General features: G+C 71.2%; 24 protein-coding genes. 5 read left to right on the top strand and 19 right to left on the bottom strand.

Annotated elements, in window-relative coordinates; all coding sequences use genetic code 11:
* Positions 1-12: 12 nt before the first annotated feature.
* The 4 genes from ABD126_RS28220 to ABD126_RS28235 are packed head-to-tail and all read right to left on the bottom strand — an operon-like array spanning position 13 to position 4,380.
* Positions 13-822, bottom strand: a complete 810-nt coding sequence (locus ABD126_RS28220) for an ABC transporter ATP-binding protein (RefSeq protein WP_343936996.1) — start codon at positions 820-822, stop codon at positions 13-15.
* On the bottom strand, positions 819-1,796 hold the full coding sequence (locus ABD126_RS28225; RefSeq protein ID WP_343936997.1) for an ABC transporter permease: 978 nt from the start codon (positions 1,794-1,796) through the stop codon (positions 819-821). The genes ABD126_RS28220 and ABD126_RS28225 overlap by 4 nt, the downstream gene beginning before the upstream one ends.
* Positions 1,793-2,704 (bottom strand): ABC transporter permease, encoded by a 912-nt coding sequence (locus tag ABD126_RS28230; RefSeq protein ID WP_343936998.1) that lies wholly within the window; start codon positions 2,702-2,704, stop codon positions 1,793-1,795. Before ABD126_RS28230 ends, ABD126_RS28225 begins: the two co-directional genes overlap by 4 nt.
* Complete coding sequence (locus ABD126_RS28235; RefSeq protein WP_343936999.1) at positions 2,701-4,380, bottom strand: ABC transporter substrate-binding protein; 1,680 nt, start codon at positions 4,378-4,380, stop codon at positions 2,701-2,703. Before ABD126_RS28235 ends, ABD126_RS28230 begins: the two co-directional genes overlap by 4 nt.
* A 64-nt stretch (positions 4,381-4,444) precedes the next feature.
* Here ABD126_RS28235 and ABD126_RS28240 point away from each other — a divergent pair, with 64 nt between their 5' ends.
* Complete coding sequence (locus tag ABD126_RS28240; protein WP_343937000.1) at positions 4,445-5,395, top strand: LysR family transcriptional regulator; 951 nt, start codon at positions 4,445-4,447, stop codon at positions 5,393-5,395.
* Positions 5,396-5,652: 257 nt separating this feature from the next.
* On the opposite strand, the gene ABD126_RS28245 is transcribed toward ABD126_RS28240, so the two are convergent.
* The 12 genes from ABD126_RS28245 to ABD126_RS28300 all read right to left on the bottom strand — a co-directional run bounded on the left by ABD126_RS28245 (position 5,653) and on the right by ABD126_RS28300 (position 16,739).
* Positions 5,653-6,309, bottom strand: a complete 657-nt coding sequence (locus tag ABD126_RS28245) for a GntR family transcriptional regulator (protein ID WP_343937001.1) — start codon at positions 6,307-6,309, stop codon at positions 5,653-5,655.
* A 25-nt stretch (positions 6,310-6,334) separates the two neighbouring features.
* Positions 6,335-7,735 carry an aldehyde dehydrogenase (NADP(+)) gene (locus ABD126_RS28250; protein ID WP_343937002.1) on the bottom strand — a complete coding sequence of 467 codons (1,401 nt, stop codon included), beginning with the start codon at positions 7,733-7,735 and terminating at the stop codon, positions 6,335-6,337.
* Positions 7,732-8,634 carry a dihydrodipicolinate synthase family protein gene (locus tag ABD126_RS28255; protein WP_343937003.1) on the bottom strand — a complete coding sequence of 301 codons (903 nt, stop codon included), beginning with the start codon at positions 8,632-8,634 and terminating at the stop codon, positions 7,732-7,734. The genes ABD126_RS28250 and ABD126_RS28255 overlap by 4 nt, the downstream gene beginning before the upstream one ends.
* Positions 8,635-8,692: 58 nt before the next feature.
* Positions 8,693-9,397, bottom strand: a complete 705-nt coding sequence (locus ABD126_RS28260; RefSeq protein WP_425542896.1) for an ABC transporter ATP-binding protein — start codon at positions 9,395-9,397, stop codon at positions 8,693-8,695.
* The gene (locus ABD126_RS28265; RefSeq protein ID WP_343937005.1) at positions 9,394-10,158 is read right to left on the bottom strand and encodes an ABC transporter ATP-binding protein; all 765 of its coding nucleotides are present in this window, start codon (positions 10,156-10,158) and stop codon (positions 9,394-9,396) included. The genes ABD126_RS28260 and ABD126_RS28265 overlap by 4 nt, the downstream gene beginning before the upstream one ends.
* Complete coding sequence (locus tag ABD126_RS28270) at positions 10,155-11,090, bottom strand: branched-chain amino acid ABC transporter permease (protein WP_343937006.1); 936 nt, start codon at positions 11,088-11,090, stop codon at positions 10,155-10,157. Before ABD126_RS28270 ends, ABD126_RS28265 begins: the two co-directional genes overlap by 4 nt.
* A gap of 2 nt (positions 11,091-11,092) precedes the next feature.
* Positions 11,093-11,983, bottom strand: a complete 891-nt coding sequence (locus tag ABD126_RS28275; RefSeq protein ID WP_343937007.1) for a branched-chain amino acid ABC transporter permease — start codon at positions 11,981-11,983, stop codon at positions 11,093-11,095.
* Entirely contained in the window at positions 11,980-13,116 is a 1,137-nt protein-coding gene (locus ABD126_RS28280; RefSeq protein ID WP_343937008.1) for a branched-chain amino acid ABC transporter substrate-binding protein, read from the bottom strand. The genes ABD126_RS28275 and ABD126_RS28280 overlap by 4 nt, the downstream gene beginning before the upstream one ends.
* 326 nt (positions 13,117-13,442) lie before the next feature.
* Positions 13,443-14,117, bottom strand: a complete 675-nt coding sequence (locus ABD126_RS28285) for a glycoside hydrolase family 11 protein (protein ID WP_343937009.1) — start codon at positions 14,115-14,117, stop codon at positions 13,443-13,445.
* A gap of 159 nt (positions 14,118-14,276) precedes the next feature.
* Positions 14,277-14,645, bottom strand: a complete 369-nt coding sequence (locus ABD126_RS28290) for a pyridoxamine 5'-phosphate oxidase family protein (protein ID WP_343937010.1) — start codon at positions 14,643-14,645, stop codon at positions 14,277-14,279.
* Between the two features lie 34 nt (positions 14,646-14,679).
* On the bottom strand, positions 14,680-16,152 hold the full coding sequence (locus ABD126_RS28295) for an MFS transporter (protein WP_343937011.1): 1,473 nt from the start codon (positions 16,150-16,152) through the stop codon (positions 14,680-14,682).
* Positions 16,153-16,250: 98 nt separating this feature from the next.
* The gene (locus ABD126_RS28300; protein ID WP_343937012.1) at positions 16,251-16,739 is read right to left on the bottom strand and encodes a MarR family winged helix-turn-helix transcriptional regulator; all 489 of its coding nucleotides are present in this window, start codon (positions 16,737-16,739) and stop codon (positions 16,251-16,253) included.
* 427 nt (positions 16,740-17,166) lie between these two features.
* Here ABD126_RS28300 and ABD126_RS28305 point away from each other — a divergent pair, with 427 nt between their 5' ends.
* On the top strand, positions 17,167-18,339 hold the full coding sequence (locus ABD126_RS28305) for a thiolase family protein (protein ID WP_343937084.1): 1,173 nt from the start codon (positions 17,167-17,169) through the stop codon (positions 18,337-18,339).
* 59 nt (positions 18,340-18,398) lie between these two features.
* Positions 18,399-18,785 (top strand): DUF4345 domain-containing protein, encoded by a 387-nt coding sequence (locus ABD126_RS28310; RefSeq protein WP_343937013.1) that lies wholly within the window; start codon positions 18,399-18,401, stop codon positions 18,783-18,785.
* Here the strand turns inward: ABD126_RS28310 and ABD126_RS28315 are convergent.
* Complete coding sequence (locus tag ABD126_RS28315; RefSeq protein WP_343937014.1) at positions 18,706-19,446, bottom strand: CTP synthase C-terminal region-related (seleno)protein; 741 nt, start codon at positions 19,444-19,446, stop codon at positions 18,706-18,708. The two genes, ABD126_RS28310 and ABD126_RS28315, sit on opposite strands and share 80 nt — an antisense overlap.
* 69 nt (positions 19,447-19,515) lie before the next feature.
* Between ABD126_RS28315 and ABD126_RS28320 the strand changes: the two genes are divergently transcribed.
* Positions 19,516-20,295: a LysR family transcriptional regulator gene (locus ABD126_RS28320; RefSeq protein WP_343937015.1), complete on the top strand. Its 780-nt coding sequence runs from the start codon at positions 19,516-19,518 to the stop codon at positions 20,293-20,295.
* 32 nt (positions 20,296-20,327) lie between these two features.
* Here ABD126_RS28320 and ABD126_RS28325 read toward each other — a convergent pair whose 3' ends face one another.
* Entirely contained in the window at positions 20,328-22,436 is a 2,109-nt protein-coding gene (locus ABD126_RS28325; protein WP_343937016.1) for a M6 family metalloprotease domain-containing protein, read from the bottom strand.
* Positions 22,437-23,304: 868 nt separating this feature from the next.
* Between ABD126_RS28325 and helR the strand changes: the two genes are divergently transcribed.
* A complete protein-coding gene (gene helR / locus ABD126_RS28330; protein WP_343937017.1) occupies positions 23,305-25,473 on the top strand; it encodes an RNA polymerase recycling motor ATPase HelR in 2,169 nt (722 codons plus the stop codon).
* A gap of 10 nt (positions 25,474-25,483) precedes the next feature.
* Here helR and ABD126_RS28335 read toward each other — a convergent pair whose 3' ends face one another.
* A complete protein-coding gene (locus ABD126_RS28335; RefSeq protein WP_343937018.1) occupies positions 25,484-26,122 on the bottom strand; it encodes a TetR/AcrR family transcriptional regulator in 639 nt (212 codons plus the stop codon).
* Positions 26,123-26,139 lie beyond the last annotated feature (17 nt).

Raw genomic sequence — 26,139 nt, forward strand, 5'->3', positions numbered from 1 at the left:
TTCCTGGCAGGCTCACGGGACCTCCACGGTCGGCAGCCGGTGCGGCACCGGCCCGTCCACGCGCGGGACGCAGTCGAGCAGGCCGCGCGTGTAGGCGGTGGCGGGGGAGTGGAAGACCTCGCGCACCGGTCCCGCCTCGACGCGCTTGCCGCCGTGCATCACCACGACGTCGTCGGCCAGCCCCGCCACCACGCCCATGTCGTGCGTGATCAGCAGGATCGCCGTGCCGGACCGCTCCCGCAGGTCTCGCAACAGGTCCAGCACCTGCGCCTGCACGGTCACGTCCAACGCGGTGGTCGGCTCGTCGGCCACCAGCAGGTCCGGTTCCAGGCACAGCGCCATGGCGATCATCACCCGCTGCCGCATCCCGCCGGAGAACTCGTGCGGGTAGGAACGGGCCCGCCGCCCCGCCTCGGGGATGCCGACGCGTTCCAGCATCGACACCGCGAGGGCGTGCGCGGCCCGGCGCGAGGCGCGGCGGTGCGCCCGGTAGGCCTCGGCGATCTGGAACGCCACCGGGTAGTAGGGGTTCAGGCACGACAGCGGGTCCTGGAACACCATCGCGATCCGGTCGCCGCGCAACGCCCGCAACGCCTTGGGGCTCAGCGACAACAGGTCCCGCCCGGCGAACTCGACCCGCCCCGACACGCCGGCGCCCCGGAGCAGCCCGAGCACGGCGAGGCTGGTCACGGACTTGCCGCTGCCCGACTCGCCGACCACGCCCAGCACCCGCCCGGCCCCGACGTCGAGGTCCAGCCCGTCCACGGCCCGCACCCCGGAGTGGAAGTCCACGGTCAGGTCCCGCACCGACAGCAGGCTCATGCCGTCCTCGCCCTCGGGTCGAGCAGGGCGTAGACGAGGTCCACCGCCACGTTCGCGAGCACCACGAACGCCGCCGCGAACAGCGTCACGCCCAGGATCACCGGCTGGTCGGCGGAGTTGATCGCGTCCGCGGCGAGCTTGCCCACGCCGGGCAGCCCGTAGACGGACTCGGTGATCAGCGCCCCGCCCAGCAGCGCGCCGAGGTCCATGCCGAAGATCGTCACCACGGGCATCAACGCCGGCCGCAACGCGTGCCGCCGCAGCACCGTCACCTCGGGCAACCCCTTGGCGCGGGCCGTGCGGACGTAGTCGCGCCCGAGGTTCTCCAGCACCTCGCCGCGCGTGATCCGCGCGTACACGCCCGCGTAGAGCATGGCCAGCGTGCACCACGGCATGAGCATCGACTGGAACCAGCCCACCGGGTCGTCGGTCAGCGCCACTTCGCGCGGGTAGGGCAGCCACCCCAGCCGCACGACCAGGACGTACTGCGACAGCAGGGCGGTCAGGTAGATCGGCAGCGACACCCCGCCCAGCGCGGCGACCATCGCCGCCCGGTCCCACACCGTGCCGCGCCGCAGCGCCGCGACCACGCCGGCCGTGCAGCCGACCAGCAGCCACAGCACCGCCGCGCCCGCCGCGATGGAAACGCTCGTCGGCAACCGGCCGGTCAGCGCGTCCCACACGGGCTGGTTGGTCTGGAAGCTGAAGCCCAGGCACGGGAAGCCGCACTCCAGCGACCCGTACGTCCGGCCCGCGACGATCCCGCCGAGGTAGGCGGCGAACTGGGTCGGCAACGGCTGGTCGAGGCCGAGCGTGGCGCGGATCTGCGCGATCCGCTCCGGGCTGCACGCCTTGCCGCACGCGCCCTGCGCCGGGTCGGCGGGCATCAGGTAGAACACGGCGAACGTCGACGCGCAGATCACCAGCAGGATGCCCGCCGCGCCGACCAGCCGCCGTGCCGTGTAGAGGATCACCGTCGCACGCTCCTCGGGTCGAGCACGTCCCGCACGGCGTCACCGAGGACGTTGAACGCCAGCACGGTGACGAACAGGAAACCGCCGGGGATTAGAAAGTACGCCGGGTCGGCCGCGTACCAGGGGACGGCGGAGGCGATCATCTGCCCCCACGACGGCGTCGGCGGCCGGACCCCGACGCCGAGGAAGGACAACCCCGCCTCGGTCGCGATGTACCCCGGGATCGACATGGTCGCCACGACGAGCACGGGCGCGGTCAGGTTCGGCAGGACTTCCCTGAGCAGCAGAGCCCTCCGGGGAGCACCCAGGGCCCGCGCGGCGGCCACGAACTCGCCCCGCGCCAGCACCATCGCCTGCCCGCGCACGATCCGACCGACGTAGGGCCAGCCGAACCCGCCCAGCACGAGCACGAGCAACGCCTCGCGGTTCGCGTTCGGCAGCGCCGAGATCAGCGCGATCATGAAGATGAGGCTGGGGAAGGACATCAGCAGGTCCATCAGCCGCCCGACGACCGCGTCCACGACCCCGCCGAAGAACCCGGCGACCAGCCCCAGCGCGGTGCCCACGACGACGGACACGAGCGTGGCGAGCACCGCGATCAGCAGGGAAACCCGTGCCCCGTGGACGATCCGGGCCAGCACGTCCCGCCCGCTGACCGGCTCGACGCCCAACGGGTGCTCGGCGCTGATCCCGCCGAACGCGCCTCGCGGCAGTCCGCCCAGGGTTGGGTCGACGGCTGCGGAGTCGAAGTCGGTCGGGGATGTCCATACCAGCAGCGGCGCGGCGATCGCCATGAAGACGAGCAGGAGCACGACGGCTAGTGCGATAGTGGCGGAGGGTTGGCGTAGGAGGCTGCGCAGCGGCCCGCTGGCCGGCACAGCTACCGCGGTCCCAGCGGCGTTCGTCATCGACGCAGCCCCACCGTGGCCAGGTCCACGCGCCCGACGTACGCCACGTGCCCGTAAGCCCCCGCGACCTTCGGCCCGACCAGGATGGCGGCCTTGTCCCACAGGAACGGCACCACCGGCACGTCCCGCGCGATCTGCCGGGACAGTTCCCCGTACGCGGTGGCGGCGGCGGCCGGGTCGGACAGCGCGGCGATCTCGTCGAACCGCTTGTTCACCGCGTCGGAGTGGTACTGGGAGTGGTTGTTGTTGCCCTCGCTGGTGATCAGCCGGCTGTCGAAGATCAGCGGCAGGTAGGTCGAGGGGCCGGCCCAGTCCGGGGTCCAGCCGTCGATGGCCATGTCGTGGATCTGCGCGGTGTTGGCGATGGTGCTGTAGAACGCCGACGGGCCGATGGCGTTGATGGTGACCGTGATCCCGACCCGGCTCAGGGCCGCCTGCACCGCCTCGCCCTGCGCCTTGCCGCCGGCGGTCGAGGGCGCGTCGAGGGTGACCGCGAAGCCCTGCGCCAGACCGGCTTCGGCGAGCAGCGCCTTGGCCTTGGCCACGTCGCCCTTGCCGTCCGGGCTGGGGAACTGGTCGTCGGGGGCGTGTCCGGCCAGGCCGGGCGGCAGGAGCGTGGTGGCCAGGTCGCCCGCGATCGGCCCGCCGCGCACGGTCCGCAGCGCGTCCTTGTCCAGGGCGAACGCGATCGCTTGGCGCACCTTGACGTTGTCCAGCGGTGCGCGGCGGGTGTTGAGGGTGAGGAAGCGGGTGTTGACGGACTCGCCGGTGATCAGCCGGTTCTTCAACGCCGGGTCGTTGACCACGCGGCCCACGGTCGCCGCGCCGATCGGCTCCATCGCGATCGCCTCGGCGTCCGCGCCCTGCCCGGCCACCAAGCGCTGGTCCACCACGGCGGGGTCGAGGTTGAGTTCGAGGACCACCCGGTCCGGCAGTCCCTTGCGAACTTCGTCGGTTTTCGGGTCCCAGTGCGGATTGCGGACCAGTTCGAGGCGTTTCTTGGGTTCGAACTCCTCGATCTTGTACGGGCCGGACGACACGGGCCGGCCGTCGTACCCGACGCCGGTGTCCTGTTCTTGGGGGACGGGCGCGAACAGCGGGAGGGACGCGGCGGACCCGAAGTCCGCGACCGGCCGGTTGAGCCGGAACACGATCGTCTTGTCGTCCGGGGTTTCGATGGAGGGCAGTCCGCCCGGATCCTCGTAAGGACCCTTGTAACGATCACCGCCCACCAGCCACATCCGCGCGTAGGGCGCGCCTTCCGGCAGGTCCGGCGCGAAGGAGCGTTCTACGCCGTACTTGACGTCCCGACTGGTGATCGGCTGCCCGTCCTCGAACTTGACGCCGTCCTTGAGCGTGAAGGTCCACGTCTTCGCGCCGTCGCTGGGCCTGCCGGTGTCGGTGGCGAGGTCGGGCACGATCTCCCCGCCGGCCTGGCCGGGCTTGGGCGCGACCGTGGTGAGCGTCCGGTAGATCAGCCGGGCCACGTTCTGCGAGGACGTGACGTAGTTGCGCGCGGGGTCGAGGTGTTCGAGGTCCGTGCCGGCCAGGACGTGCAGCGTCCCGCCCCGCACCGCCTCGCCGGTGGACCCGCCCTGCGCCGTGCTCCCGTTGCACGCGGTGAGGGCGAGCAACCCCACCACCGCGACCAGCCCGACTCTAGTGCACTGTGACATGGTACAGAAGAGTTCCTCGCCCGGATCGGGCCGGGAACCTCCCACATCCCACTAACATCGCGTTATGGAGCTGGAGGTGCGGCACCTGCGCGCGATCTGCGCCATCGCGGAGACCGGCAGCCTGACCCGCGCGGCGGCGGCCCTGCACCAGACCCAGCCCGGGTTGAGCGCCCAACTGCGCCGCATCGAGACCATGCTCGGTGGCACGTTGTTCGAGCGCGGGCAGAACGGGGTCGTGCCCACGTCGTTCGGTGAGGTGGTCCTGGCTCGCGCACAGGCGGTTCTGCCCACCTTGGACGACCTGATGAACACCGCCGCGGTGGCTCCTCGGAAGGCGGGAGCTGAGCGCTTCCGCCTCGGTTCCGCGCCGGCTCCCTTGCTGGGTGGCCTGATCAGCGCGGTGCGGGAGGTCCATCCGGGCGCGGACGTGTCGTCGAGGGGGCACCACACACCGCAACCGTTGCTGGACGACGTGGCCGGCGGTCGTTTGGAGGCCGTGATCGTCGGTGACAGCCCCGGCTACGAGCTTCCCGCGTCGCCTGGCGTGGTGTTGCGTCCGATCGTCACCGAACCGGTCTTCGCGATCGTGCCGGCTGCACATTGGCTGGCGGATCGGGAGGAGGTCGAGCTGGCGGACCTGCTGGAGCAGGACTGGGCCGTGCCCAGGCCGGAGGACCGCACGCCGGAGTACTGGGCGCGGGTGGCGCTGGGCGTGGGGAGGCGGATGCGGATCCGGTACGAGGCGGAGGGCAGGCTGCTGGTCGAAGTCGTGCGCCACGGGCACGCGGTGAGCTTGGTGCAGCCGACGTTCGATGAGGTGCCGGGGATCGCGGTTCGGCCTATCGTTGGCGACCCGATCCACTTCAGGCATGTGTTGGCGTGGCACCGGGATGGGCCGATGGCGGCGACGGGGGAGAGGATCGCTTGTCTGGTCACCCAGTCGTACGAGGAGGCCAGGGATCGGTCCCCGGTCTACCGCAGGTGGCGGGAGTCGCGTCGCGCGTTGTCAAGGTGAAGTCGAAGGTCAAAGCGGAAGGTCAAAAGCGAAGAGCTGAAAGCGGCGCTCGCCGCGCGGCAGGCCCCCGGGGGTGGAAGGGCGTCGGTTCGTCCCCCGTACGGCCTGCCTGAGGCAACCACCCTTTGGGGTTCTCCGCAACCGGAAAAGCTGGTTGCGGAGAACCCCAAAGCGCGGTTGGGCTGCGCCCAGGCCGTACGGGGAACGAACCGAGGCCCTTCCTGTGGCTGATAGCCCGTTGGCGCCTTTGCCGTTGGTTAGGGCTTGGCCCATCGGCCGCGGGTTTGGCTGATGTGGGTCTTCAGGAGTTCTTCGACCGCTGTGGCGTCTCGGGATTCGATGGTGTCCACGATGGTCAGGTGTTCGCGGGCCACCGCCTCCAGTTCGCCCTGTTCCAGCAGCGTCGCCAGGCCGTACAGGCGGGTGTGCGCCCGCAGGTCCGACACCAGGTCGGTGATCCTCGGGTTGTTCGCGTAGGCCAGCAACGCCAGGTGGAAGCGGCGGTCCGCCTCGGTGTACTCGACCAGGTCCCCGGCCGCCGCGCCGTCCACGATGCGTTGTGCCATCTCCCGCAGGCCCCGGAAGTCCTCCGCCGGGATCAACGGGGTCACGTCGCGCACGACCGGCGGCTCGATCAGCATCCGGACCTGGGTGATGTCGTCCAGGTCCTTCTCGCTCACCTCGGTGACCCGGAAGCCCTTGTTGGGCACGATGGTCACGAGGTTCTCGCGCACCAGGTCGAGCATCGCCTCGCGGACCGGCGTGGCGGACACCCCGAAGCGGGCGCCCAGGGACGGGGCCGAGTAGACGACGCCCGGCTCCATCTCGCCGGAGATCACCGCCGCTCGCAGGGCGTGCGCCACGCGGTCGCGCAGGCTGACCTTCTCGACCGGGCCGATGCTCGGGATGTTCACCAGCGCGGTCTCCTGGTCTCGGTGGTCACCACCGCATCGTAAGGGCTCCCTCCGTCAACCGGCCGTTCACCAGGGCGGGCACGCGCGTGTCGTCGCGCACGGCGGCCGGGAGCAGCGCCGGCGGGAAGTTCTGGTACGCGACCGGGCGCAGGAAGCGTTCCACCGCCGCCGTGCCGACCGACGTGCTGGCCACTGCCGTCGTCGCCGGGTACGGGCCGCCGTGGTGTTGGGCGTGCGTGACCGAGACCCCGGTGGGCCACTGGTTCCACAGCAGCCGCCCGCACCGGCGTGCCAGCAGCCGGGTGAGGTGGGTGATCCAGTCGGACGGCTGGTCGGCGATCACGGTCGCGGTGAGCTGCCCTTCCAGCCTGCGGGCGAACTCGACCACGTCCGCGTCGTCCGCGTAGGTGACGACCAGCAGGAACGGCCCGAAGCACTCCCGCGTGAACGCCTCCAAGTCCGCCAACACCCGCCGCAGCTCGGTCATGAGCACCACCGGCCCGTCGGCTCCGGCCAGCTCGGCGACGCCGTCCCTCGGGATCGCCGCCACGGCGCCCCGGTAGGCGTCCTCGACGCGCCGGCTCAGCATTGGCGCGGTGGGCAGGTCCAGTGCCGCCAACTCCTGCGGGATCGTGCTGTCCTGCGGGACCAGGAGGAGGCCGGGTTTGGTGCAGAACTGGCCTGCGCCCAGCGTGAAGGACGCTGCCGCCTCCTCGGCGATCCGCCGGGGCCGGTTGGCCGCCGCGTCGCGGGCCACGACGACCGGGTTCACGCTGCCCAGCTCGCCGTAGAACGGGATCGGTTCCGGCCGGGCCGCCGCCAGGTCGAACAGCGCCCGGCCGCCTCGCAGCGACCCCGTGAAGGCCCCTGCCTTCACCAGCGGGTGCGTCAACGCCGCCCGCCCGGCCTCCTCGCCGTGGATCACTGTGAGGACACCCAGGTCCCGCAGCAGCTCACCGGTCAGGTCGGACAGTTCCGGGTGACCGGGGTGCGCCTTCACCACGACCGGGCAGCCGGCGGCCAGTGCGGACGCCGTGTCGCCGCCGGCCACCCCGAACGCGAACGGGAAGTTGCCGGCCGGGAACACCACCACCGGACCGATCGGCTGGAGCACCCGCCGCAGGTCCGGGCGGGGTGCGCCCATCGGCCAGTCCGGGTCCGCGTGGTCGATCCGCACACCCAGGTGAGCGCCCGTCTCGACCAGTTCCGCGAACAGCCTGAGCTGGAAGGTGGTGCGGGTGAGCTCCCCGCGCAGTCGCGCCGGGGGCAGTCGGGTCTCGCGTTGCGCGACGCCGATCAGGTCGGCGTCGTCGAGGCGGTCGGCGATCGTGGTCAGCACCGTGACCGGGTCGAAACCGGCCCAGCACGTCCGGTCGGCCGCCTCGACCGCCTGGTGGACGTCTTGGAGCGGGGTCTCCCGGGTCACCGGTAGCCCTTCGCCAGCGCGGCTTCCGTGTCCGCCGTGATGCGCGCGGCCTGTTCCGGGGTCAGCGGCAGGCGGGGTGGGCGGCATGGGCCGCCGGGGCGGCCGGCCAGGTCCATCGACAGCTTGATGGCCTGCACGAACTCGGTCTTCGAATCCCAGCGCAGCAGCGAGTGCAGGTCCCGGTACAGCGGCAGGGCCGCATCCAGGTTCCGCGCGACCGCCAGGCGGTACAGCTCGCCGCACGCGGCGGGCAGCGCGTTGGGGTAGCCGGCGATCCAGCCGACCGCGCCCGCGAGCGCCAGTTCCAGCAGGACGTCGTCGGTGCCGATCAGCAGGTCCAGTCCGGGTGCGGCCTCGCGGATCTCGTAGGCCCGCCGCACGTCGCCGGAGAACTCCTTGACGGCCACGATCAGGCCCTCGCCGTGCAGCTCGGCCAGCACGTCGGCGGTCAGGTCCACCTTGGTGTCGTAGGGGTTGTTGTAGGCCACGACCGGCACGCCGACCTTGGCCGCCTCCCGGTAGTGCGCGACGACGGTCGCCCGGTCGGCCCGGTAGGCGTTGGGCGGCAGCAACAGGACCGACCGGGCGCCCGCCTCGGCGGCCTGCTCGACCCACCGCACCGCCTCGCCCGACCCGTACGCCGCGACGCCGGGCATCACCCGGAACCCGTCGGGCGCGGCCTCGACGGCCGTGCGCACCACCCGGGCCCGCTCGTCGGGGGTCAGGGTCTGGTACTCGCCCAGCGAGCCGTTGGGCGTGACGCCGTCCATGCCGTTCGCGGCCAGCCAGGCCACGTGGGCGGCGTAGGCGTCGAAGTCGACGCTCAGGTCGTCGCGGAAGGGCAGGGCGGTGGCGACGTGGATGCCGCGCCAGGGGTGGTTCACGAAGTCTCCGTTCACGGATGTAGTATGTGATATTGCACTGGTTGGCGCGAGACCCCCGTTCGGGGGGTGCCGGTCAGGAACCGAGGTACGCCTCCACCACCCGGGGGTCCTCGGCGAGCACGGACGCCGGGCCGGAGAGGGTCACCACGCCGTTCTCCAGCACGTAGCCGCGGTGGGTGATCCCCAGCGCGGCTCGCGCGTTCTGCTCGACCAGCAGCACGGTGGTGCCCTCCGCGCCGATCCGCCGGACCACGTCCATCACGGCCGCCACCATCAGCGGCGCGAGCCCCATGGACGGCTCGTCCAGCATCAGCACCCGCGGTTCGGCGACCAGCGCCCGGCCGATCGCCACCAGTTGCTGCTCGCCGCCCGACAGCGTGCCGCCCTGCTGGGCACGGCGCTTGGCCAGGAGCGGCAGGAGGTCGAACACGGCGTCGATGCGCCGGGCGACCGCGGCCTTGTCCGGGTGGGTGAAGCCGCCGAGCTGGAGGTTCTCCAGGACGGTGAGGGTGCTGAACACCCGCCGGCCCTCGGGGACGTGCACCAGGCCGCGCCGCACGACGTGCCACGGCTTGTCGGGCAACGGCTCCCCGTCGAACGTGATCGTGCCCCGCGCGAGGGGGACCAGGGCGGACGCGGCGCACAGCGTGGTGGACTTGCCCGCCCCGTTGTTGCCCAGCAGCGCCACGACCTCGCCCCGCTCCACGCGCAGGCTGACGCCCCGCAAGGCCTGCACGTGCCCGTAGCGCACGTGCACGTCGGTGAACTCCAGCATCAGCCCTCCCGTCCCAGGTACGCCTCGACCACCGCCGGGTCCGCCTTGACCTGCGCGGGCGTGCCGTCGGCGATCTCGCGGCCGTGGTCGAGCACCACGACCCGCTCGGAGACCTCCATGACCAGGCCCATGTCGTGCTCGATCAGCACGACCGTTCGGCCGAGGTCCCGGATCCGGCGGATCAGCCCGAGCAGCGCGGTCTTCTCGCCGTGGTTGAGGCCCGCGCCCGGCTCGTCCAGCAGCACCAGGGGCGCTTCGCGGGCCAGCGCGCGGGCGATCTCCACCTGCCGCTGCCGCCCGTAGGGCAGGTCGCGCACGGCCCCGCCGCGCGGACCCCCGTAGCCGACGAAGTCCAGCCACCGGTGGGCTTCGTCGGTCAGCGTCCGTTCCGCCCGCTTGAACCGGGGTGTGCGCAGCAGCGCGTCGAACGCGTTCTGCCCGCCGCGCAGGTGCATCCCGGCCCGGACGTTGTCCAGCACGGTCAGGTCGGGGAACAGCCGCAGGTTCTGGAACGTCCGCGCCACCCCCGCCGCCGCGACGGCGAACGGGCTCCAGCCGGTGATGTCCCCGCCGTCCAACAGAACCCGGCCCCGTGAGGGCTTGTAGAAGCCGGTCACGCAGTTGAACGCCGAGGTCTTGCCCGCCCCGTTGGGGCCGATCACCGACACGATCTCGCCGTGCCCGACCGAGAACGTCAACCCGTCGACGGCCCGCACGCCACCGAAGGAGATCCCGAGATCGCGCACCTCCAGCAAGGCGGTCACACCCGCGCCCCTTCCCGCTCCGGCGCGGCCACGCGCTCCGGTTCCCGCCGCCGCACCGGCCACAGGCCCCGCGGGCGCAACACCATCACCACGACCAGCACCACCCCGAAGAACACGTACCGGAACGCGCCCAGGTCCCGCAGCACCTCGGGCACCACGCTGATCACCACCGCGCCCACGACCACGCCCCGCGTGCTGCCCATGCCGCCCAGCACCACCGCCATCAACACCAGCGCGGACTGGAGGAACACGAAGCTCTGCGGCGACACCGCCGACAGGTGCGCGGCGAACAGCACCCCCGCCAACGCGCCCCAGACCGCGCCGAACACGTACGCGAGCAGTTTCACGCGGTAGGTGTTGACGCCCATGGCCTCGGCGGCGTCCTCGTCCTCGCGGATGAACATCCACGCCCGGCCCAGCCGCGACCGCTCCAGCCGAGCGGACCCGAGCACCGCCAACGCGACCACGGCGACGCAGAGGAAGTAGAACCCCGCCGGACCGCCCACGTCGATCCCGGGGATGCCGAAGATGCCCGTCGGACCGCCGGTGAAGTCGAGGTTGGTCGCCGTGATCCGGATGATCTCGCCGAACCCCAGCGTCACGATCGCCAGGTAGTCGCTGCGCAGCCGCAGCGTCGGCGCGCCGATCACCAGGGCCGCCAACACCGCCACCACCAGCACGGCCGGGACCGTGTAGAGCAGGGGCATCTCGAACGCCGTGGAGAGGATGCCCGACGTGTACGCGCCCACGGCCATGAAGGCGACGTAACCCAGGTCCAGCAGACCGCAGTAGCCCACCACGATGTTCAACCCGGCCGCGAGCATCACGAAGATCGCCGCGGTCGTCAGCACGTTCAGCGTGTACGGCGAGGCGTCCACGAACGGCGCCGCCACCGCGACCAGGAGGCCCGCCGGCCCCACCCACCTGCCCATGGTCACACCCGTTCCGAGACGCGTTCGCCGAGCAGCCCGGTGGGCTTCACGGACAGGAAGAGGATGAGGACGGCGAAGGTGAACACGTCCCGCCACTCGCCGCCGAGCACGTGCGCGCCGAACGCCTCCAGCAGGCCGAGCAGCAGGCCGCCGAGCATCGCGCCCCGGATGTTGCCGATGCCGCCCATCACGGCGGCGGTGAACGCCTTGAGGCCGATGAGGAAGCCCATCAGGAACTCGATCTTCCCGTAGTAGGCGCCCGCCATCACGCCCGCCGCGCCCGCCAGGGCCGAACCGATGAAGAACGTCCGCGAGATGACCGCGTTGACGTTGACGCCCATCAGCAGCGCGCCCTTGGGGTCCAACGCGATGGCGCGCATGGCCCGTCCGGTCGAGGTGCGGTTGACGTACCGGTCGAGGGCGACCATCAGGCCGACCGCGATGGCCATCAACGCCAGTTGGGCCACCGTGATCCGCACGCCGAGCACGTGCAGCGCTTCGCTCTCGACCCGCACCGGGAACACGCGGGGGTTCGCGCCGGCCGCCGCCACGCCGTACTCCAGCGTGAACGACACACCCACCGCCGTGATCAGCACGGCCAGCCGCGGCGACCCGCGCAACGGCCGGTAGGCGATGCGTTCCACCAGCACCCCGAGCCCGCCGGTGACGGCCATCGCCGCCACCAGCGCGCCGACCAGCGCGACGACCGAGAACGCCGCCGACACCCCGCCCACTCCGGACAGCACCACGAACCCGGCGAACGCGCCGAGCATGTAGATGTCGCCGTGCGCGAAGTTGAGCAGCTTGATGATGCCGTAGACCATCGAGTAGCCCAGCGCGACGAGGGCGTAGAACGAGCCGACGAACAGGCCGTCCCAGACGAGTTGGATCATCGCAGGGAGTCCTGGAGCACGAACTTGCCGCCCTTGACCACCAGGATCTGGAAGCCGCCCTGCGAGAGGGTGTGGCGGTCGTCGAAGGTCAGGGGGCCGGAGAAGATCGGGAAGTCCCTGAGGCCTTCGAGCGCCTCCACGACCTTCTTGCCGTCGGTCGTCTGGGCCTTCTTGATCGCTTCGGCGGCGACCCGGACGGCGTCGTAGGACTGGGTCGAGTACGGGCCGGGTTCGGCGTTGAAGGCCTTGCGGTACTTGGCGATCCAGTCACCCGCGCCCTCGATCGTGTCCGGGGTCTGGGTCATGGTGGCGAACACCCCGTCCGCGCCGCCCGCGATGGAGGCCAGGGACGGGTCCACGCTGCCGTCGGCGACCATGAAGTCCTTGGCGTACCCGGCGCGGCGGAACTGGTCGACCAGGAGGCCGCCCTCCTGGAAGTAGCCGGTCCAGTAGACGAAGTCGGGGTTGCCCTGGAGGACCTTGGTGACGGTCGAGCCGTAGTCGCTCTCGCCCGGGGTGACGGACGTGGTGGTGACCGCGAGCCCGGCCTGCTCGACCAGTTCCGCGGTCCGCTTGGCGATGTCGGTGGAGTAGCTGGTGTTGTCGTCCAGCACGGCGACGGTCTTGGCCTGCCGCTTGCGGATCCACTGGATGGCGGCCTCGGACTGCTGCGCCCCGGTGGGGTTGATCAGGAAGACCGAGCGCAGCTTCTGCCCGACGAGCTGCTCGGAGTTGGCGGCGGGGATGACCATCGGGATGCCGGCCCGGTCGAACACGGGCAGGGTGGGCAGGGTGGCGCTGGAGCAGTAGCCGCCGACCGAGACCACGGCCCCCGCGCTGACCAGCTTGTTCGCGGCGGCGACGGCGGAGGTGGCGTCACAGGCCTCGTCCTCGACGTCGAGTTCGACCTGGCGGCCGAGGAGCCCGCCCTGGGCGTTGATCTCGTCCACGGCGAGCTGGGCGCCGTTCTTCATGTTCGGCCCGATGGGCGCGCTGGACCCGGACAGCGGCACCGCCATCCCGATCCGGATGGGCCCTTCGGTGGCGCTGTCCGACCCGAGCAACCCGCCGCCGCAGGCCGAGAGTGACATCGCGAGTGCCGCCGACAGGGCGACGACTACCAACCGTTGCATGCGCTTCTCCGCAGGTGAGGACCACTTTCGTGAGCGAGGTGGCGCACACCATGTCACATTGCAATTGCACTGACAAGGGTTGGGTGAGGGCGAACTGGGTGAGGGCGGACTGGGTGAGGGCGGACTGGGTGAGGGCGAACTTGGTGGGGCGAACTGGCTGAGGCGAGCGGCTTGGCGGCCGGCTTGGCCGAGCCGGGGCTCGGCGGTGTGATCCTCGCGGTCGCGGTCGCGGTCGCGGTCGCGGTCGCGGTGGCGGTGGCGGCTGGGTGGCTAGCGGCTGGGCGGCCCGAGCCGGTGGGGCGCGAGGAGCCCCACCGGCGTCGAGGTCAGCGGACGGTGATGTTGGAGTTGCCGCTGCTCTGGTAGCCCTCCGTGGCCATGATCATGTAGTAGCTGAAGTTGCCCAGGCGCATGCCCGCGCGGGACCAGGCGTCGAAGTGGTTGCCGGTGGTGATGGTGCCGCCGGTCCTCTTCTGCTGCCGGACGCTCCAGAACTGCGGGAACGTCTTGGTGCCCTCGACGGACGGGGCGTTGTAGCGCATGGTCTGGTAGATGTCGTACGTGCCGCCGTCGGTGGTCACCGTGCCCTTGTACTGGCCGGTGGGGCGGTAGGTGCCCCAGTTGTCGACGATGTAGTACTCCACCAGCGGGTTGGACGTCCAGCCGTACAGGGTGAGGTACGCGTTGCCGGACGGGTTGAAGGAGCCGGAGTACGACACCGTGCGGCGCGACCCGTTGCTCCACCCCTTGCCACCGACGAAGTTGCCGGTGTTGCGCCACGACGTGCTGTAGTTGCCGCCCGACCCCAACTCGATGCACGCCGACCCGCCGCCGTCGCTCCACCACGAGTAGTAGTAGCCGTTGTGCGTGCCGGTCTGGTTCGAGCACACCGCCGCGCTGGCCACGCCACCGGGCACCAGCGCGGTCACCAGCACCGCGCAGGCGCCGCCGATGAGGGTGCGGAGCAGGCCGCGCCTGCGGCCGACCTTGAACTTGATCACGGGAGTTCTTCCCCTCGTCGCTGAGGATGGAATGGTGGCGGCGGATTCCCCGAGTTTTGGGCGGTGGCGCGCGGCGGTCAACGGTTTTCGCAACCCTTCGAAAGTCTGCGGGTGCTGTCGCGGGTCGGACGTCGGGCGCGGTGCCGTTGCTGTGCGGGGTCACACGTCCAGCGCGGTGCCGTAGAGGCGGGTGGCTTTGAGCGTGATGGTGACGCGGCGGTCGGGGGCGGTGGTGTCCAGGGTGTCCTCGGTGATCTCGGCTTCGCCCTCCACCACGGCGAAGGACCACACGTCCGGGCCGTTCACGTGCAGCGCCACGTGCGGGTTGGCCTGGATCTGGCGGGTCTTCAGCCGGTCGGCGGTGGTGGAGACGCGGATCGTCCGGGTGTCGGGGGACCACTGGTACAGGACGGTGGACAGGTGGGGGTGGCCGCTGCGCTTGACGGTGGCCAGTGCGCCGAACCGCTGGTGGGTCAGGAGGTCGCTGACTTCGGATTCGGTGAGGGAGCGGGGAGGTGCGCCGGACATGGTGTGTTCCTCCGGTTTACAGGAGTGGTTGGTTTCAGGAGTGGCGGGACTTGCGCAGGACGGTGAGGGTGACCGCGATGGCGGCGGCCAGGAGGACCGCGGCGGTGGTGAAGGCGGTGTGGTAGCCGGCGGTGAGGGCGGCGGGTTCTGGAGTTCCGGAGGACTGGTGGGTTCGGGTGGTTGACGCGGCCAAAGTGGACAGTACGGCGACGCCCAGTGCCATGCCGACCTGCTGGGTGGTGTTGAACAGGCCCGAGACCAGGCCGGCGTCGTCCGGCTTGGCGGTGGACATGCCCAGGCTCGCCAAGGCGGGCAGGACCAGGCCGCCGCCGGCGATGAGCAGCATGACCGGGAGCAGGTCGGTGACGTAGTCGGCGTCGACCGGGACGGTGGTGAGCTTGAGCATCGCGGCCAGGAGCAGGACCAGGCCCGTGGTCAGGACGGCACGCTCGCCGAACCTCGTGTTGAGGCGGGCGGAGAAGAAGAGCGAGACGCCACCGATCGTCACGGCCGCGGGGAGCATGGCCAGACCGGTCTGCGAAGCGTTGTAGGACAGGACTTTCTGCATGTAGAGCGCGACGATTATCTGGAAGGCGAACATCGCGGACAGGGTCAGGACCTGAACGGTGTTGGCACCGATGACGGTGCGGTCGCGCAGGAGTCGCAGGGGCATGAGCGGGGTGCGGGCGGTGTGCTGGCGCAGGGCGAAGGCGGCGAGGAGGGCCAGCGAGAGCGCGCCGAGGAGGAGGGTGTGCGCGGTGAGCCAGCCGTGTTCCTCGACCTTGACCACGGTGTAGATGCCGAGCATCAGGCCGGAGGTGACCAGGGCGGCACCCAGGATGTCCGCACCGGCGGACAGGCCCGAGCCGCGGTCGGCGGGGAGGGTGCGCAGCGCGAACAGGATGGTGGCTGCGCCGATCGGCAGGTTGATGAAGAAGATCCAGTGCCAGCTGAGCGCGTCGGTGAGGACGCCGCCGAGGACCTGGCCGATGGACGCCCCGGCCGCGCCGGTGAAGCTGAAGACGCCGATCGCCTTGGCGCGCTCGGCCGGGTCGGTGAACAGGGTGACCAGGATGCCCAGGACCACCGCCGAGGCCAACGCGCTGCCCGCGCCCTGCAGGAAGCGGGCGGCGATGAGGAGGCCGGGGGTGGTGGCGAGGCCCGCGAGCAGCGAGGCGGCGGTGAACAGCGCGTTGCCGGCGAGGAAGACCGTTCGCCGGCCGATCAGGTCGCCGAGGCGGCCGGACAGCAGGAGCAGACCGCCGAACGCGATGAGGTAGGCGTTGACCGTCCAGCTCAGGCCGGCGGGGGAGAAGCCCAGGTCGTGCTGGATGGCGGGCATGGCCACGGTGACGATGCTGCCGTCGAGGATCGTCATGAGCATCGCGGCGGACAGCACGGCCAGCGCGGCCCAACGGCCCTGGCGTGGTGTGTCGGGTGTGGAGTCCAGTGGGGCTGTCGTGGCGTTTGTCGCGGGGGTGGGCGGGTTTGTCGCGGGGGTGGGCACGAGGGGCTCCTGTCTGTGGTGCAGGCGGCGGCGTGGCTGCCGGTGCCGACAGGAGGAACCGTAGCGGATAGTTTCGTTACGGACAATCTCTTACGGGTTCACTTGCTGCTCTCCCGGGCGCGGCGACCGCCCGCCGGGGCGGGGGAGGGGGTGGCGAGGTGGTTCGTGACCAGGAGGTTCAGGGCGTGGAGGAGGGCGTCTCGGTCCTTCTGGGGGAGGGAGTTCAGGGCGGTGCGGTGGACGTCGTCGACGATCCGCTGGCTCTGCTCGGCCAGTTCCGCGCCCTTCTCGGTGACGGCGATGATCCGCGCCCGCCGGTCGGTGCTGGACGGGCGGCGCTCGGCCAGGCCCGCCTTTTCCAGGGCGTCGATGGTGACGACCATCGTGGTCTTGTCCATGTCGCCGAGTTCGGCCAGCTGGATCTGGGTGCGTTCGGCTTCCAGGGCGTGGACCAGGACGCAGTGCATGCGCGCGGTGAGGCCGATCTCGGCCAGGGCGGCGGCCATCTTGGTGCGGAGGACGTGGCTGGTGTGGTCGAGGAGGAAGGAGAGGTCGGACTCGGTGCGGGACGGGGCCAGGGCTGCCATGCGTTCGATGGTAACCGGATTATCCGTCACGGACTCTTTTGCGCGTACTGGGCTTTCAAGATCAAAAGCGAAAGGCTGGACGCGCTGGCGCGCTCTCAAGATGAAAAGCGGCGCTCGCCGCGCGGCAGGCCCCCGGGGGTGGAAGGGCGTCGGTTCGTTCCCCGTACGGCCTGCCGGAGGCAACCACCCTTTGGTCTTCCCCGCAACCGGTAAAGCTGGTTGCGGGGAAGACCAAAGCGCGGTTGGGCTGCGCCCAGGCCGTACGGGGAACGAACCGAGGCCCTTCCTGTGGCTTGGCAGCCCGTTGGCGCGCCTGCGGCGCGGAGGGTGGTCTGGGTGTGGGTGTGATGGGGGTCCTACTGGCTTTGGGGGGTTGTAGTCAGCTACGTTGGGGCTGGCTATTGGTGTCTATAGTCAGGAGGTTGTGGTGCGGGATGCGGTGGTGGTTTCGGCGGTTCGGTCGCCTATTGGGAAGGGCAAGGTTGGTGGGGCGTTGGCCGGGGTGCATCCGGTGGACCTGCTTGCCCATGTGCTTCGGGCCGTTGTGGAGCGTGCCGGGGTTGAGGCCGGGGTGGTTGACGATGTGATCGGGGGGTGTGTTGATCAGGTTGGCGAGCAGGCGATGAACACCACCCGGTACGCCGTGCTCGCCGCCGGGTTTCCCGAGTCGGTGCCCGCCACCACTGTGGACCGGCAGTGCGGGTCGTCTCAGCAGGCTGTGCACTTTGCCGCGCAAGGCGTCATGGCCGGGGTTTACGACGTGGTGATCGCTTGTGGTGTCGAGTCGATGAGTCGGGTGCCGATGTGGTCGAACGTGCCGGCCGGGGCGGATCCGTTCGGGCCCTCGGTGGCTGCTCGGTATCCCGACGGGCTCGTGCCGCAGGGGGTCAGTGCCGAACTCATCGCCGGCAAGTGGTCGTTGAGCCGGGGTGAGCTGGACCGGTTCGCGGTGGAGTCGCATCGCAAGGCGGCTGCCGCTTGGGACGCCGGGCTGTTCGACGCCGAGGTCGTGCCGCTGGGGACCGTGGGGCGCGACGAGTCTGTGCGGCCGGGCAGTTCGGTGTCGGTGTTGGCGGGGTTGCGGCCGGCGTTCGAGGATGCCGTGTTCAGGGAGCGGTTCCCCGAGATCGAGTGGTCGGTCACGGCGGGGAACAGCAGTCCGATCAACGACGGCGCGGCGGCTGTGCTGATCATGAGTGCCGAGGCGGCTGCGCGGCACGGGCTGCGGCCGTTGGCCCGGTTGCACTCCTTCGCGGTGACCGGGTCCGACCCGATGCTGATGCTGACCGGCGTCATCCCGGCCACCGAACAGGTGCTGCGGCGGTCCGGGCTGTCGTTGGGGGACATCGACCTGTTCGAGGTCAACGAGGCGTTCGCGTCGGTGGTGTTGGCCTGGCTGGCCGAGACCGGGGCCGACCCGGCGAAGGTCAACGTGCACGGTGGGGCGATCGCGTTGGGCCACCCGCTCGGCGCGAGCGGCGCGCGGCTGATGACGACGCTGGTGCACGCCCTGCGCGCCCGGGGCGGGCGCTACGGACTGCAAACCATGTGCGAGGCGGGTGGCCTGGCCAACGCGACGATCGTGGAGAACCTGACCTGACGGTCTCGCCCGCTCTCAGCAAGGGCCTGCGACACTCGGCTCGAACACGAGGGGGAGACATGAGGGTGTTCCAGGGCGTCCTGGTCGTGGTGGGGCTGTTCATGCTGGTCACGGGGCTGTTGGACGTCATCGTCGGGCCCGCGTTGCTGCCCGGCGGGCCGTCCGCCGAGCCCACGTTGGACAGCCACTACCGGTTCTTCGCGACCCTGTGGTTGTTCCTCGGGGTGGCGGTGTTGTCGGTGGTGCGGCGGGTTCGGGAGGCCACCGGGGTGTTGCGGTACGTGTGCGCGGCGGTGTTCATGGGTGGGCTCGCGCGGATCGTCTCGCTGGTCTCGGTCGGCACGCCGCACGTCCTGATGGTCGTGTTCATCGGGATCGAGCTGGTCCTGCCGCCGCTGCTGGTGTGGTGGCAGTGGACGCTGACGCGGCCCGCGCGAACGCCGTGATCACCGGGTGCGGGCGGGTGCCGTCGCCCGCGAGTTCCGGTTGGAAGAGGGTGGCCAGGAAGAACGGGTGGTCGGGCAGCTCGGCCACCCGGACCTCGCCGTCCGCGTCGTGGCCGCTGAAGACCATGCCGTGCTCGCGCAGCAGGTCCAGGTGGCGGGGGTTGAGGCCGTAGTCGCAGTGGTAGCGCTCGACGGTCCGGTCCGCCGCCAGCACGCGCTCGGCCAGCGTGCCCGGGACCAGGTGCACCGCGCCCTCGTGGCCGACCAGGGAACAGGCGAGCAGCGCCACGAGCGGGTCGGCGGCGTCCGGGTCCACCTCGGCGTGGGCGGCGGTGCTCAGCCCGCACACCGTGCGCGCGAACTCCAACAGGGCGTGCTGGAACCCGCCGCACGTGCCCAGGAACGGGACGCCGTGCAGCCGGGCGTGCGCCACGGCGGCGAGCGCGCCTTCCTCTGACGCGTAAGGACTTCCGGGCAACAACCAGACCGCGTCGAACCCGGCGAGGTCGTCCGGCTCGGTGATGTCGTCGGTGCGCACCCAGTACGCGTCGAGGTCGAGGCGGTCGCGTTCGCGCAAGGCCTGGAGGAGGCCCGGGATGCGGGTGTGCGAACGGACGTGCGGGGACCGGTCGCCGACGAGGGCGAGGCGTGGAGTCGTCATGCGTCGATCCTCGGCGGCGGGGTGGTTCACGTCCAACGATGATCCGTGCACTGTGGATAAGTGATACTGATGCACGTGGACCCGCACCTGCTCAAGACGTTCACGACGGTCGTCCGCCTGGGTTCGTTCTCCGCCGCCGCGGCGGAGCTGGGCTACACGCAGTCGGCGGTGTCCCAGCACATCGCGGCGCTCGAACACGACCTGGGCGTGGCACTCCTGAGTCGCCGGCCGGTCGCCCCGACCGGCGCCGGCGAACGCCTCCTCGACCACGCGACACCGTTGCTGCTGCGCCTGGACGCGGCGCGGGCCGACGTCCGCCGAGCCGCCGCCCCGCCACCGGAGCGGGTCGTGGTGGCGGCGTCGCCGTTGGCCTCCTCGGCGGCGGCGGCGGAGGTCCGGGGCGCGTTGCACGTGGTGGCGCGTGCGGAGGTGGTCGCGGGCGTGGCGACCGGCGAGTTCGACGTGGGTTTCGTGGACGGCGTGGTCGCGCGAAGCGACCCGCTGCACCTGCCGGTCGGCGTGAAGGCGTCGGTGGTCGCCGAACACCCGCTGGTGGTGGCCCTCCCGCCGGGGCACCCGTTGGCGCGGCGGAAGGGCCTGCGCCTGGACGACCTGGTCGACGCGAGGTGGATCGACGCCCCGGACGCGGCCGTGCCGCTGGAAGACCTGCGCAAAGCCGTCGGCGCCACGGGTTTCCGCGCGGCCACCGCGTACCGGGGCACGGACACGGCCACCCTGCGGGCCCTGGTCGCCGCCGGCCACGGCCTGGCGGTCCTGCCCGGCGCCGACGGCGTGCCCCTGCTCACCCCGAACCTGGTCCACCGCGTCGAACGCCTGCACCTCGGCTGAACCCGGCCGGGTCCAGCCGAGGTGGCCGGGGTCTAGCGCCCGAGGACCGTGCAGGACGCGGTCGAGGTCTTGGTCGGGTCGCTTTCCGAGGTGGCGGTCAGGGTGATCTTGCCGACCAGGGGGCCGCCGTCGCGCTTGGCGTGGACCGGGACCCGGGTCTGGCCGCCGAACTCCGCCGTCGCCAGGGCGTTGGGCACGGACACCGTCCAGCCCGACGACGTCGTCGCCGACACGCGGTAGACGTCACCGTCGAGGTACCGGCTCACGTCCTCCGGGTGCTCCCCGCCCGGTGCCGCGGTGCGGCCGGTGTTGAACAGGGGGAAGCGGCACGTCGCCACGCCGTCCGACCCCGCCGCGCCGGCGGTGGGCAGGACGCGGACGCCGCGTTGCTGCGGGCCCTTGCCGTCCAGGGACCGGATGGCCACCGTGTAGGACAGCACGCCCCGGTGGTCGCGCTTCACGTCCAGGACGTAGAAGTGCAGCCGGTTGGCCGGGTCGACGTGCTCGTACTCGCTGCCGGAGTTCGTACCCGCGTGGAACAGGGCGTCCGACAGCTGCCGGTAGTCGCCGACCGTGATGGGCACCTCGCGCCCGTCCGGCAGGACGTAGTCGGTCATGCCGATGTCCTGCGGGTTGGCGTCGACCACCCACGCGAACGGCGCGCGGTCCTCGTTCTTGGTCTTGGCCAGCAGGACGCCCGCGTCCGGCGTGAACGAGTCCGACCCCATCCGGTCCACGACCTCGACGGTGTAGTTCTGGTAGCCGCCGCCGTCGCACAGCGGGTCGGTGCGGACGTCGCAGGCGGGGGACAGGTCGCCTGCGCCCAGCTCGACGTTGATGCCCGCGAGGCCGTTCGGCCCCGGCTGCACGGTCCGCGCGGTGACCTTGGCGATCACCAGCCCGGACTCGTCCAGCGCCTCGCGCGAGAGCCGCAGCACGTTGCGCTCGTCCACGATCCCGAGCTTCATCTTGTTGCGCAGCACGTGCTGCGCGCCCATCGACCCGCCCGCGGTCGCCGGGATGACCCACCGCGAGTGCGGACCGCCGGGACCGTTGAACGAGCCCCGCGACAGCATGTCCCAGATGCCGGTGTACGCGCGACGCGGCGGGTTGGAGTACGGGTTGTTGTAGTTGTCGCCGATGCCCAGCAGGTGGCTCAGCTCGTGCGCGTACACGCCCTGGCCGGAACTCTCGGCCTGCGTGGACGACCCGCCGCCGGCGTTGGGCCACAGGCTCGACCCGGCGGCCCACGACGTCCAGTCCACATACCGGGTGCGCGACCAGTTCGGCAGGGCGTCGTCGGGCGGGCCGAACGCGTCGGGCACGTCCTCCTTGGTCGGGAACTTCATCATCCCGAACTCCTGCCACGTGCCCGACTCGTCCTGCCCGGCGGACAGGAAGTAGACGAAGTCGAACCCGGCCGGCACCTGGGCGCCGACGTCGGCCACCCACGCGGCCCGCCCGTCGGTCCGGATGTCGCGGGTGCAGGTGTCCCCGGCCGGGCACGCGGTGCCGGCCTGGAACTCCATGGCGTACTCGTGGTCCTTGCCCGGCATGGTGTACGGGCCGAACGCGGTGAGGTCGACGCCGTAGCGCCCGCCGGAGTCCTCCATCCAGTACTCGTGGACGGTGTGGCCCCGGTTGAGCGCGTTGGGCTTGTTGAGGAAGTCCTGGTAGAACTGCGCGACCTGCTCGCGCGGCACGCCGTGCGCCTCGGAGCTGGGGTTGTTGAAGACGGTGGAGTGCTTGGGCTGCGTCACCACGAACGGCTGGTTCGGGTAGTCGAGGAGGACGAGCGCGCCCTTGAAGTTGCGCACGGACCCCTTGACCGACGGATCGGCCCAGTTGGTGCCGGGCACCTTCTTGTAGTCCCGCTCCCACGTCATGTGGTCGGGGTTGACCCAGTTCTGCGGGTCGATCGGCCCGGGGAACCCGGCCTGCGCGGCGACCCGGGCGCTGTCCCGGCCCTGCTGCCAGGGCTGCTGCTGGGGCCAGTGGTCGTACTGCCAGGGGTGCGGCGGCTCGGCGGGCGGCGCGGCGAGCGCCCCGGTGCCACCGGCGGTCAGCGCGGCGGCCGAGCAGAGAGCGGCGAGCACGAGGACAGGACGCCGATGCCCGCGACGAACACGTGTGTGGTCCATACCACCTCCGTGAGGATGATCCACCTCACGCTAACCGGCGGAGCGACTTGCGCCCACGTTGTCAGTTGACGCACAGCCCAACCGCACGCAGCTTTCGCGCCGCAGGCGCGCTTTTGATGGGCTATTTAGCCCAAGGAAGGGCCTCGGTTCGTTCCCCGTACGGCCTGGGCGCAGCCCAACCGCGCTTTGGTCTTCTGTGCAACCACGCTTCACCGGTTGCACAGAAGACCAAAGGGTGGTTGCCTCCGGCAGGCCGTACGGGGAACGAACCGACGCCCTTCCACCCCCGGGGGCCTGCCGCGCGGCGAGCGCCGCTTTTCGCTTTGATCTTTCGCTCTTCGCTTTCGCTTTCGCTTTTTGCTTTTCGCTTTCGATCTTGAGAGCGCTTCGCGCTCCTAAGCGCGAAGCGCGTCCGAGCTTGAGAGCGCGGAGCGCGTCGCGTGAGGACCCGCGAAGCGGGGGCGTGAGAGCGTCAGCGTTCGGTTCAAAGCGTAAAAGAGCCTCGCCGGCGGGCAGGCCGCCGGGGAGGAAGAGCAAAAGAGGGGGCTTTTCCGTCCTCCCCGTATGGCCTGGCGGAGCCGACCACATTTTCCCGGGGTTGGTCGAAAAACTTTTGCTCGTTCCTCGCAAAACTTTTTGGCCCAACCCCCGGGAAAATGTGGTAGCCCTTCGGGCAGGCCATACGGGGAGGACGGAAAAGCCCAAAAGCGGGGGCGCTGCGCGCCCTGAGAGCTGCGCGCTGTGCGCGGGAAGGACGAGGGTACTCCCCGCCATGTCCAACATATAGCGCACAGGGGGCCTTGCCGCAAGGCCCCGGGGGTGGCGCACACTTGCCGACCGTAACGGGGAAGTGCTTGATCGGGGGCTTGTGTCTACTGAGGGTTACCGTCGGGAGCTGGGGCCCGAGCGGGAGTACGTGGCTGGGCTTTATTCGCGGCTTGATGCCGAGCGGGCTCGGGTGAAGGAGGCGTTTCAAGGGGCCCTGTTGGGGACTGGTGGGACGCCGATGGAGCGGGACTTCGAGGTTCGGGCGTTGGGCAAGGAGGCTCGGCGGCTCGATGTGGCCGACAACGGGTTGTGCTTCGGCCGGCTGGACAGCGTTGACGGCAGGGCGTCCTACATCGGGCGCATCGGGTTGTTCGAGCAGGATGACGAGTACGAACCCCTTCTGCTCGACTGGCGCGCGCCGGCCGCTCGGCCGTTCTACACCGCCACCGGCGCGCGGCCGGAAGGGATGCGGCGGCGTCGGCAGTTCCACACGCGGGGACGTCGGGTGCTGGAGTTCACCGACGAGGTGTTGGGGCGGCCCGAAGGTGGGGAGCGCGGGGACGCGGCCCTGCTCGCGGCGGTCAACGCGCCGCGTGGGGAGGGGATGCGCGACATCGTCGCGACCATCCAGGCCGAGCAGGACGAGATCATCCGGCTCGACCACCCCGGGGTGGTGGTGATCGAAGGGGGACCGGGCACCGGCAAGACCGTCGTGGCGTTGCACCGCGTCGCCTACCTGCTCTACACGCAACGGGAGCGGATGGAGCGGCACGGGGTGCTGGTGGTGGGCCCCAACCCGGCGTTCCTCAACCACATCAGCCGCGTCCTGCCGTCGTTGGGCGAGTCCGACGTGGTGTTCATGACGCCCGGTGGTCTTGTGCCCGGGTTGCGCGTCACCGCCGAGGACGCGCCGGAGGCCGCCCGGATCAAGGGGTCGCTGAAGATGGTGGACGTGCTCAAGGCGGCGGTCGCGGATCGGCAGCGGTTGCCGGAGGAGCCGGTGCTGATCGACCTCGCGGACGTCACGGTGCGCATCGACGCCGCGACCGCCGAGTGGGCACGGGACGAGGCGCGGCAGAGCGGGTTGCCGCACAACGAGGCGCGGGCGGTGTTCCTCGACGTCGTCACCTACGTGCTCACCGAGCGGGCGATCGCGCGCATCGGGCGCGGGTGGCTCACCCGGGACGACCGCGACGGGTGGGAGCGGCTGCGGGCCGACCTGGTGAAGGAGTTGGCGGCGGACGAGGGGTTCGCCGCCGCCGTGGACGGGATGTGGCCGGTGCTGACGCCGGAGTCGTTGCTGGCGCGGCTGTACGAGTCGGAGGAACGGTTGCGGGCCGCCGGCGCGGACCTCGCGCTGCGCCGGGCCGACGGCGCGGCCTGGACCGTCTCCGACGTGCCGCTGCTGGACGAGCTGGTGGACCTGCTGGGCCGGGACAAGTCCGCCGAACAGGCCGCCGCCGAACGGGAGCGCGGGAAGCAGGTCGAGTTCGCCGCCGGCGTGCTGGACCAGCTCGTCGGCCGCCAGGACTCGATGGACGACGAGGACCACCTGTACGCCACCGACCTGCTCCACGCCGAGGACCTGGCGGAGCGGTTCGTGGAGCAGGACACGCGGGAGCTGGTCGAGCGGGCCGCCGCCGACCGGGACTGGACCTACCGGCACGTCGTGGTGGACGAGGCGCAGGAACTGTCCGCAATGGACTGGCGGGTGCTCATGCGGCGCTGCCCGGGACGCTCGTTCACCGTGGTCGGGGACCTCGCGCAGCGGCGGTCGCCGGCGGGGGCGCGGTCGTGGGACGCCGTGCTGGAGCCGTACGTGCCGGGGCGTTGGGCGTACCGGTCGCTGACGGTGAACTACCGGACGCCCGCGGAGATCATGGCCGTGGCCGCCGGGGTGCTGGCCGAGTTCTCGCCCGAGACGCAGGCCCCGGAGTCGGTGCGGGCCTGCGGTGTCGCGCCGTGGTCGCGGCAGGTGTCGGACGAGGAGGTCGCCGCGGCGGTCGAGGAGTTCGTGCGGGAGGAGGCCGGTCGGGAGGGGACCAGCGTGGTGATCGGGCCGCCGGACGTGCCGGGCGCGGTGCCGGCGTCGGAGACCAAGGGGTTGGAGTTCGACGCCGTGCTGGTGGTGGACCCCGACCGCATCCTGGCCGACGGGCCGCGCGGGGCGGCGGAGCTGTACGTGGCGCTCACCCGGGCCACCCAGCGCCTGGGCGTGCTGCACCGCGACCCGTTGCCGGCGTCCCTGACCGGGCTGGTCGCGCGGTGAGGGCGGGTGATCACCGCGCCGCCGCCAAGCGGGCCTCCAGGCTGTCGAGGATCAGGTCCAGGCCGCGGGCGAACTCGTCGCCGTAGGAGTAGTCGCGGGCGAGGACCTGTTCGGCGACCATCTCGGTCAGGTGCGGGTACCGGTCGGCGGGCAGGTCCACCTGGGCGACGAACTCCTCCGCGCTCTCGCCCGCCTGGAAGGGCAGGTTCAGCTCGGTCAGCACGAACCCGTACACGTAGGCGTCCAGCACGGAGAACGCGCTGGCCGCCAACGCCACCGGGAAACCGTTGTGCCGCAGGCAACCCAGCACGGCGTCGTGGTGGCGCAGCGACGCCGGGCCGGGGGAGCGGCGGGACTCGACCAGGCCCAGGCCCCACGTGTGCTCGGACAGCACGGCGCGGGCCGACGTGGCTCGGGCGGTCATCGCGGCGCGCCACGGCGTGGCCGGGTCGGGCAGCTCGATGCGGACGAAGATCCAGTCGGCGAGCGCGTCCAGGAGGGCTTCCTTGCCCTTGACGTGGTGGTAGAGCGACATCGCCTCGACGCCCAGCTCCTTGCCGACGTTGCGCATGCTCACCCCGGTCAGGCCGCCGCGGTCGGCGACGCGGGCGGCGGCGTCGACGACGCGGGCGTGGGTCAGGCGGGGCACGGGTGACCTCCTTGCGC

The sequence above is a fragment of the Saccharothrix mutabilis subsp. mutabilis genome (assembly GCF_039521145.1).
Classification (GTDB): Bacteria; Actinomycetota; Actinomycetes; order Mycobacteriales; family Pseudonocardiaceae; genus Actinosynnema; species Actinosynnema mutabilis.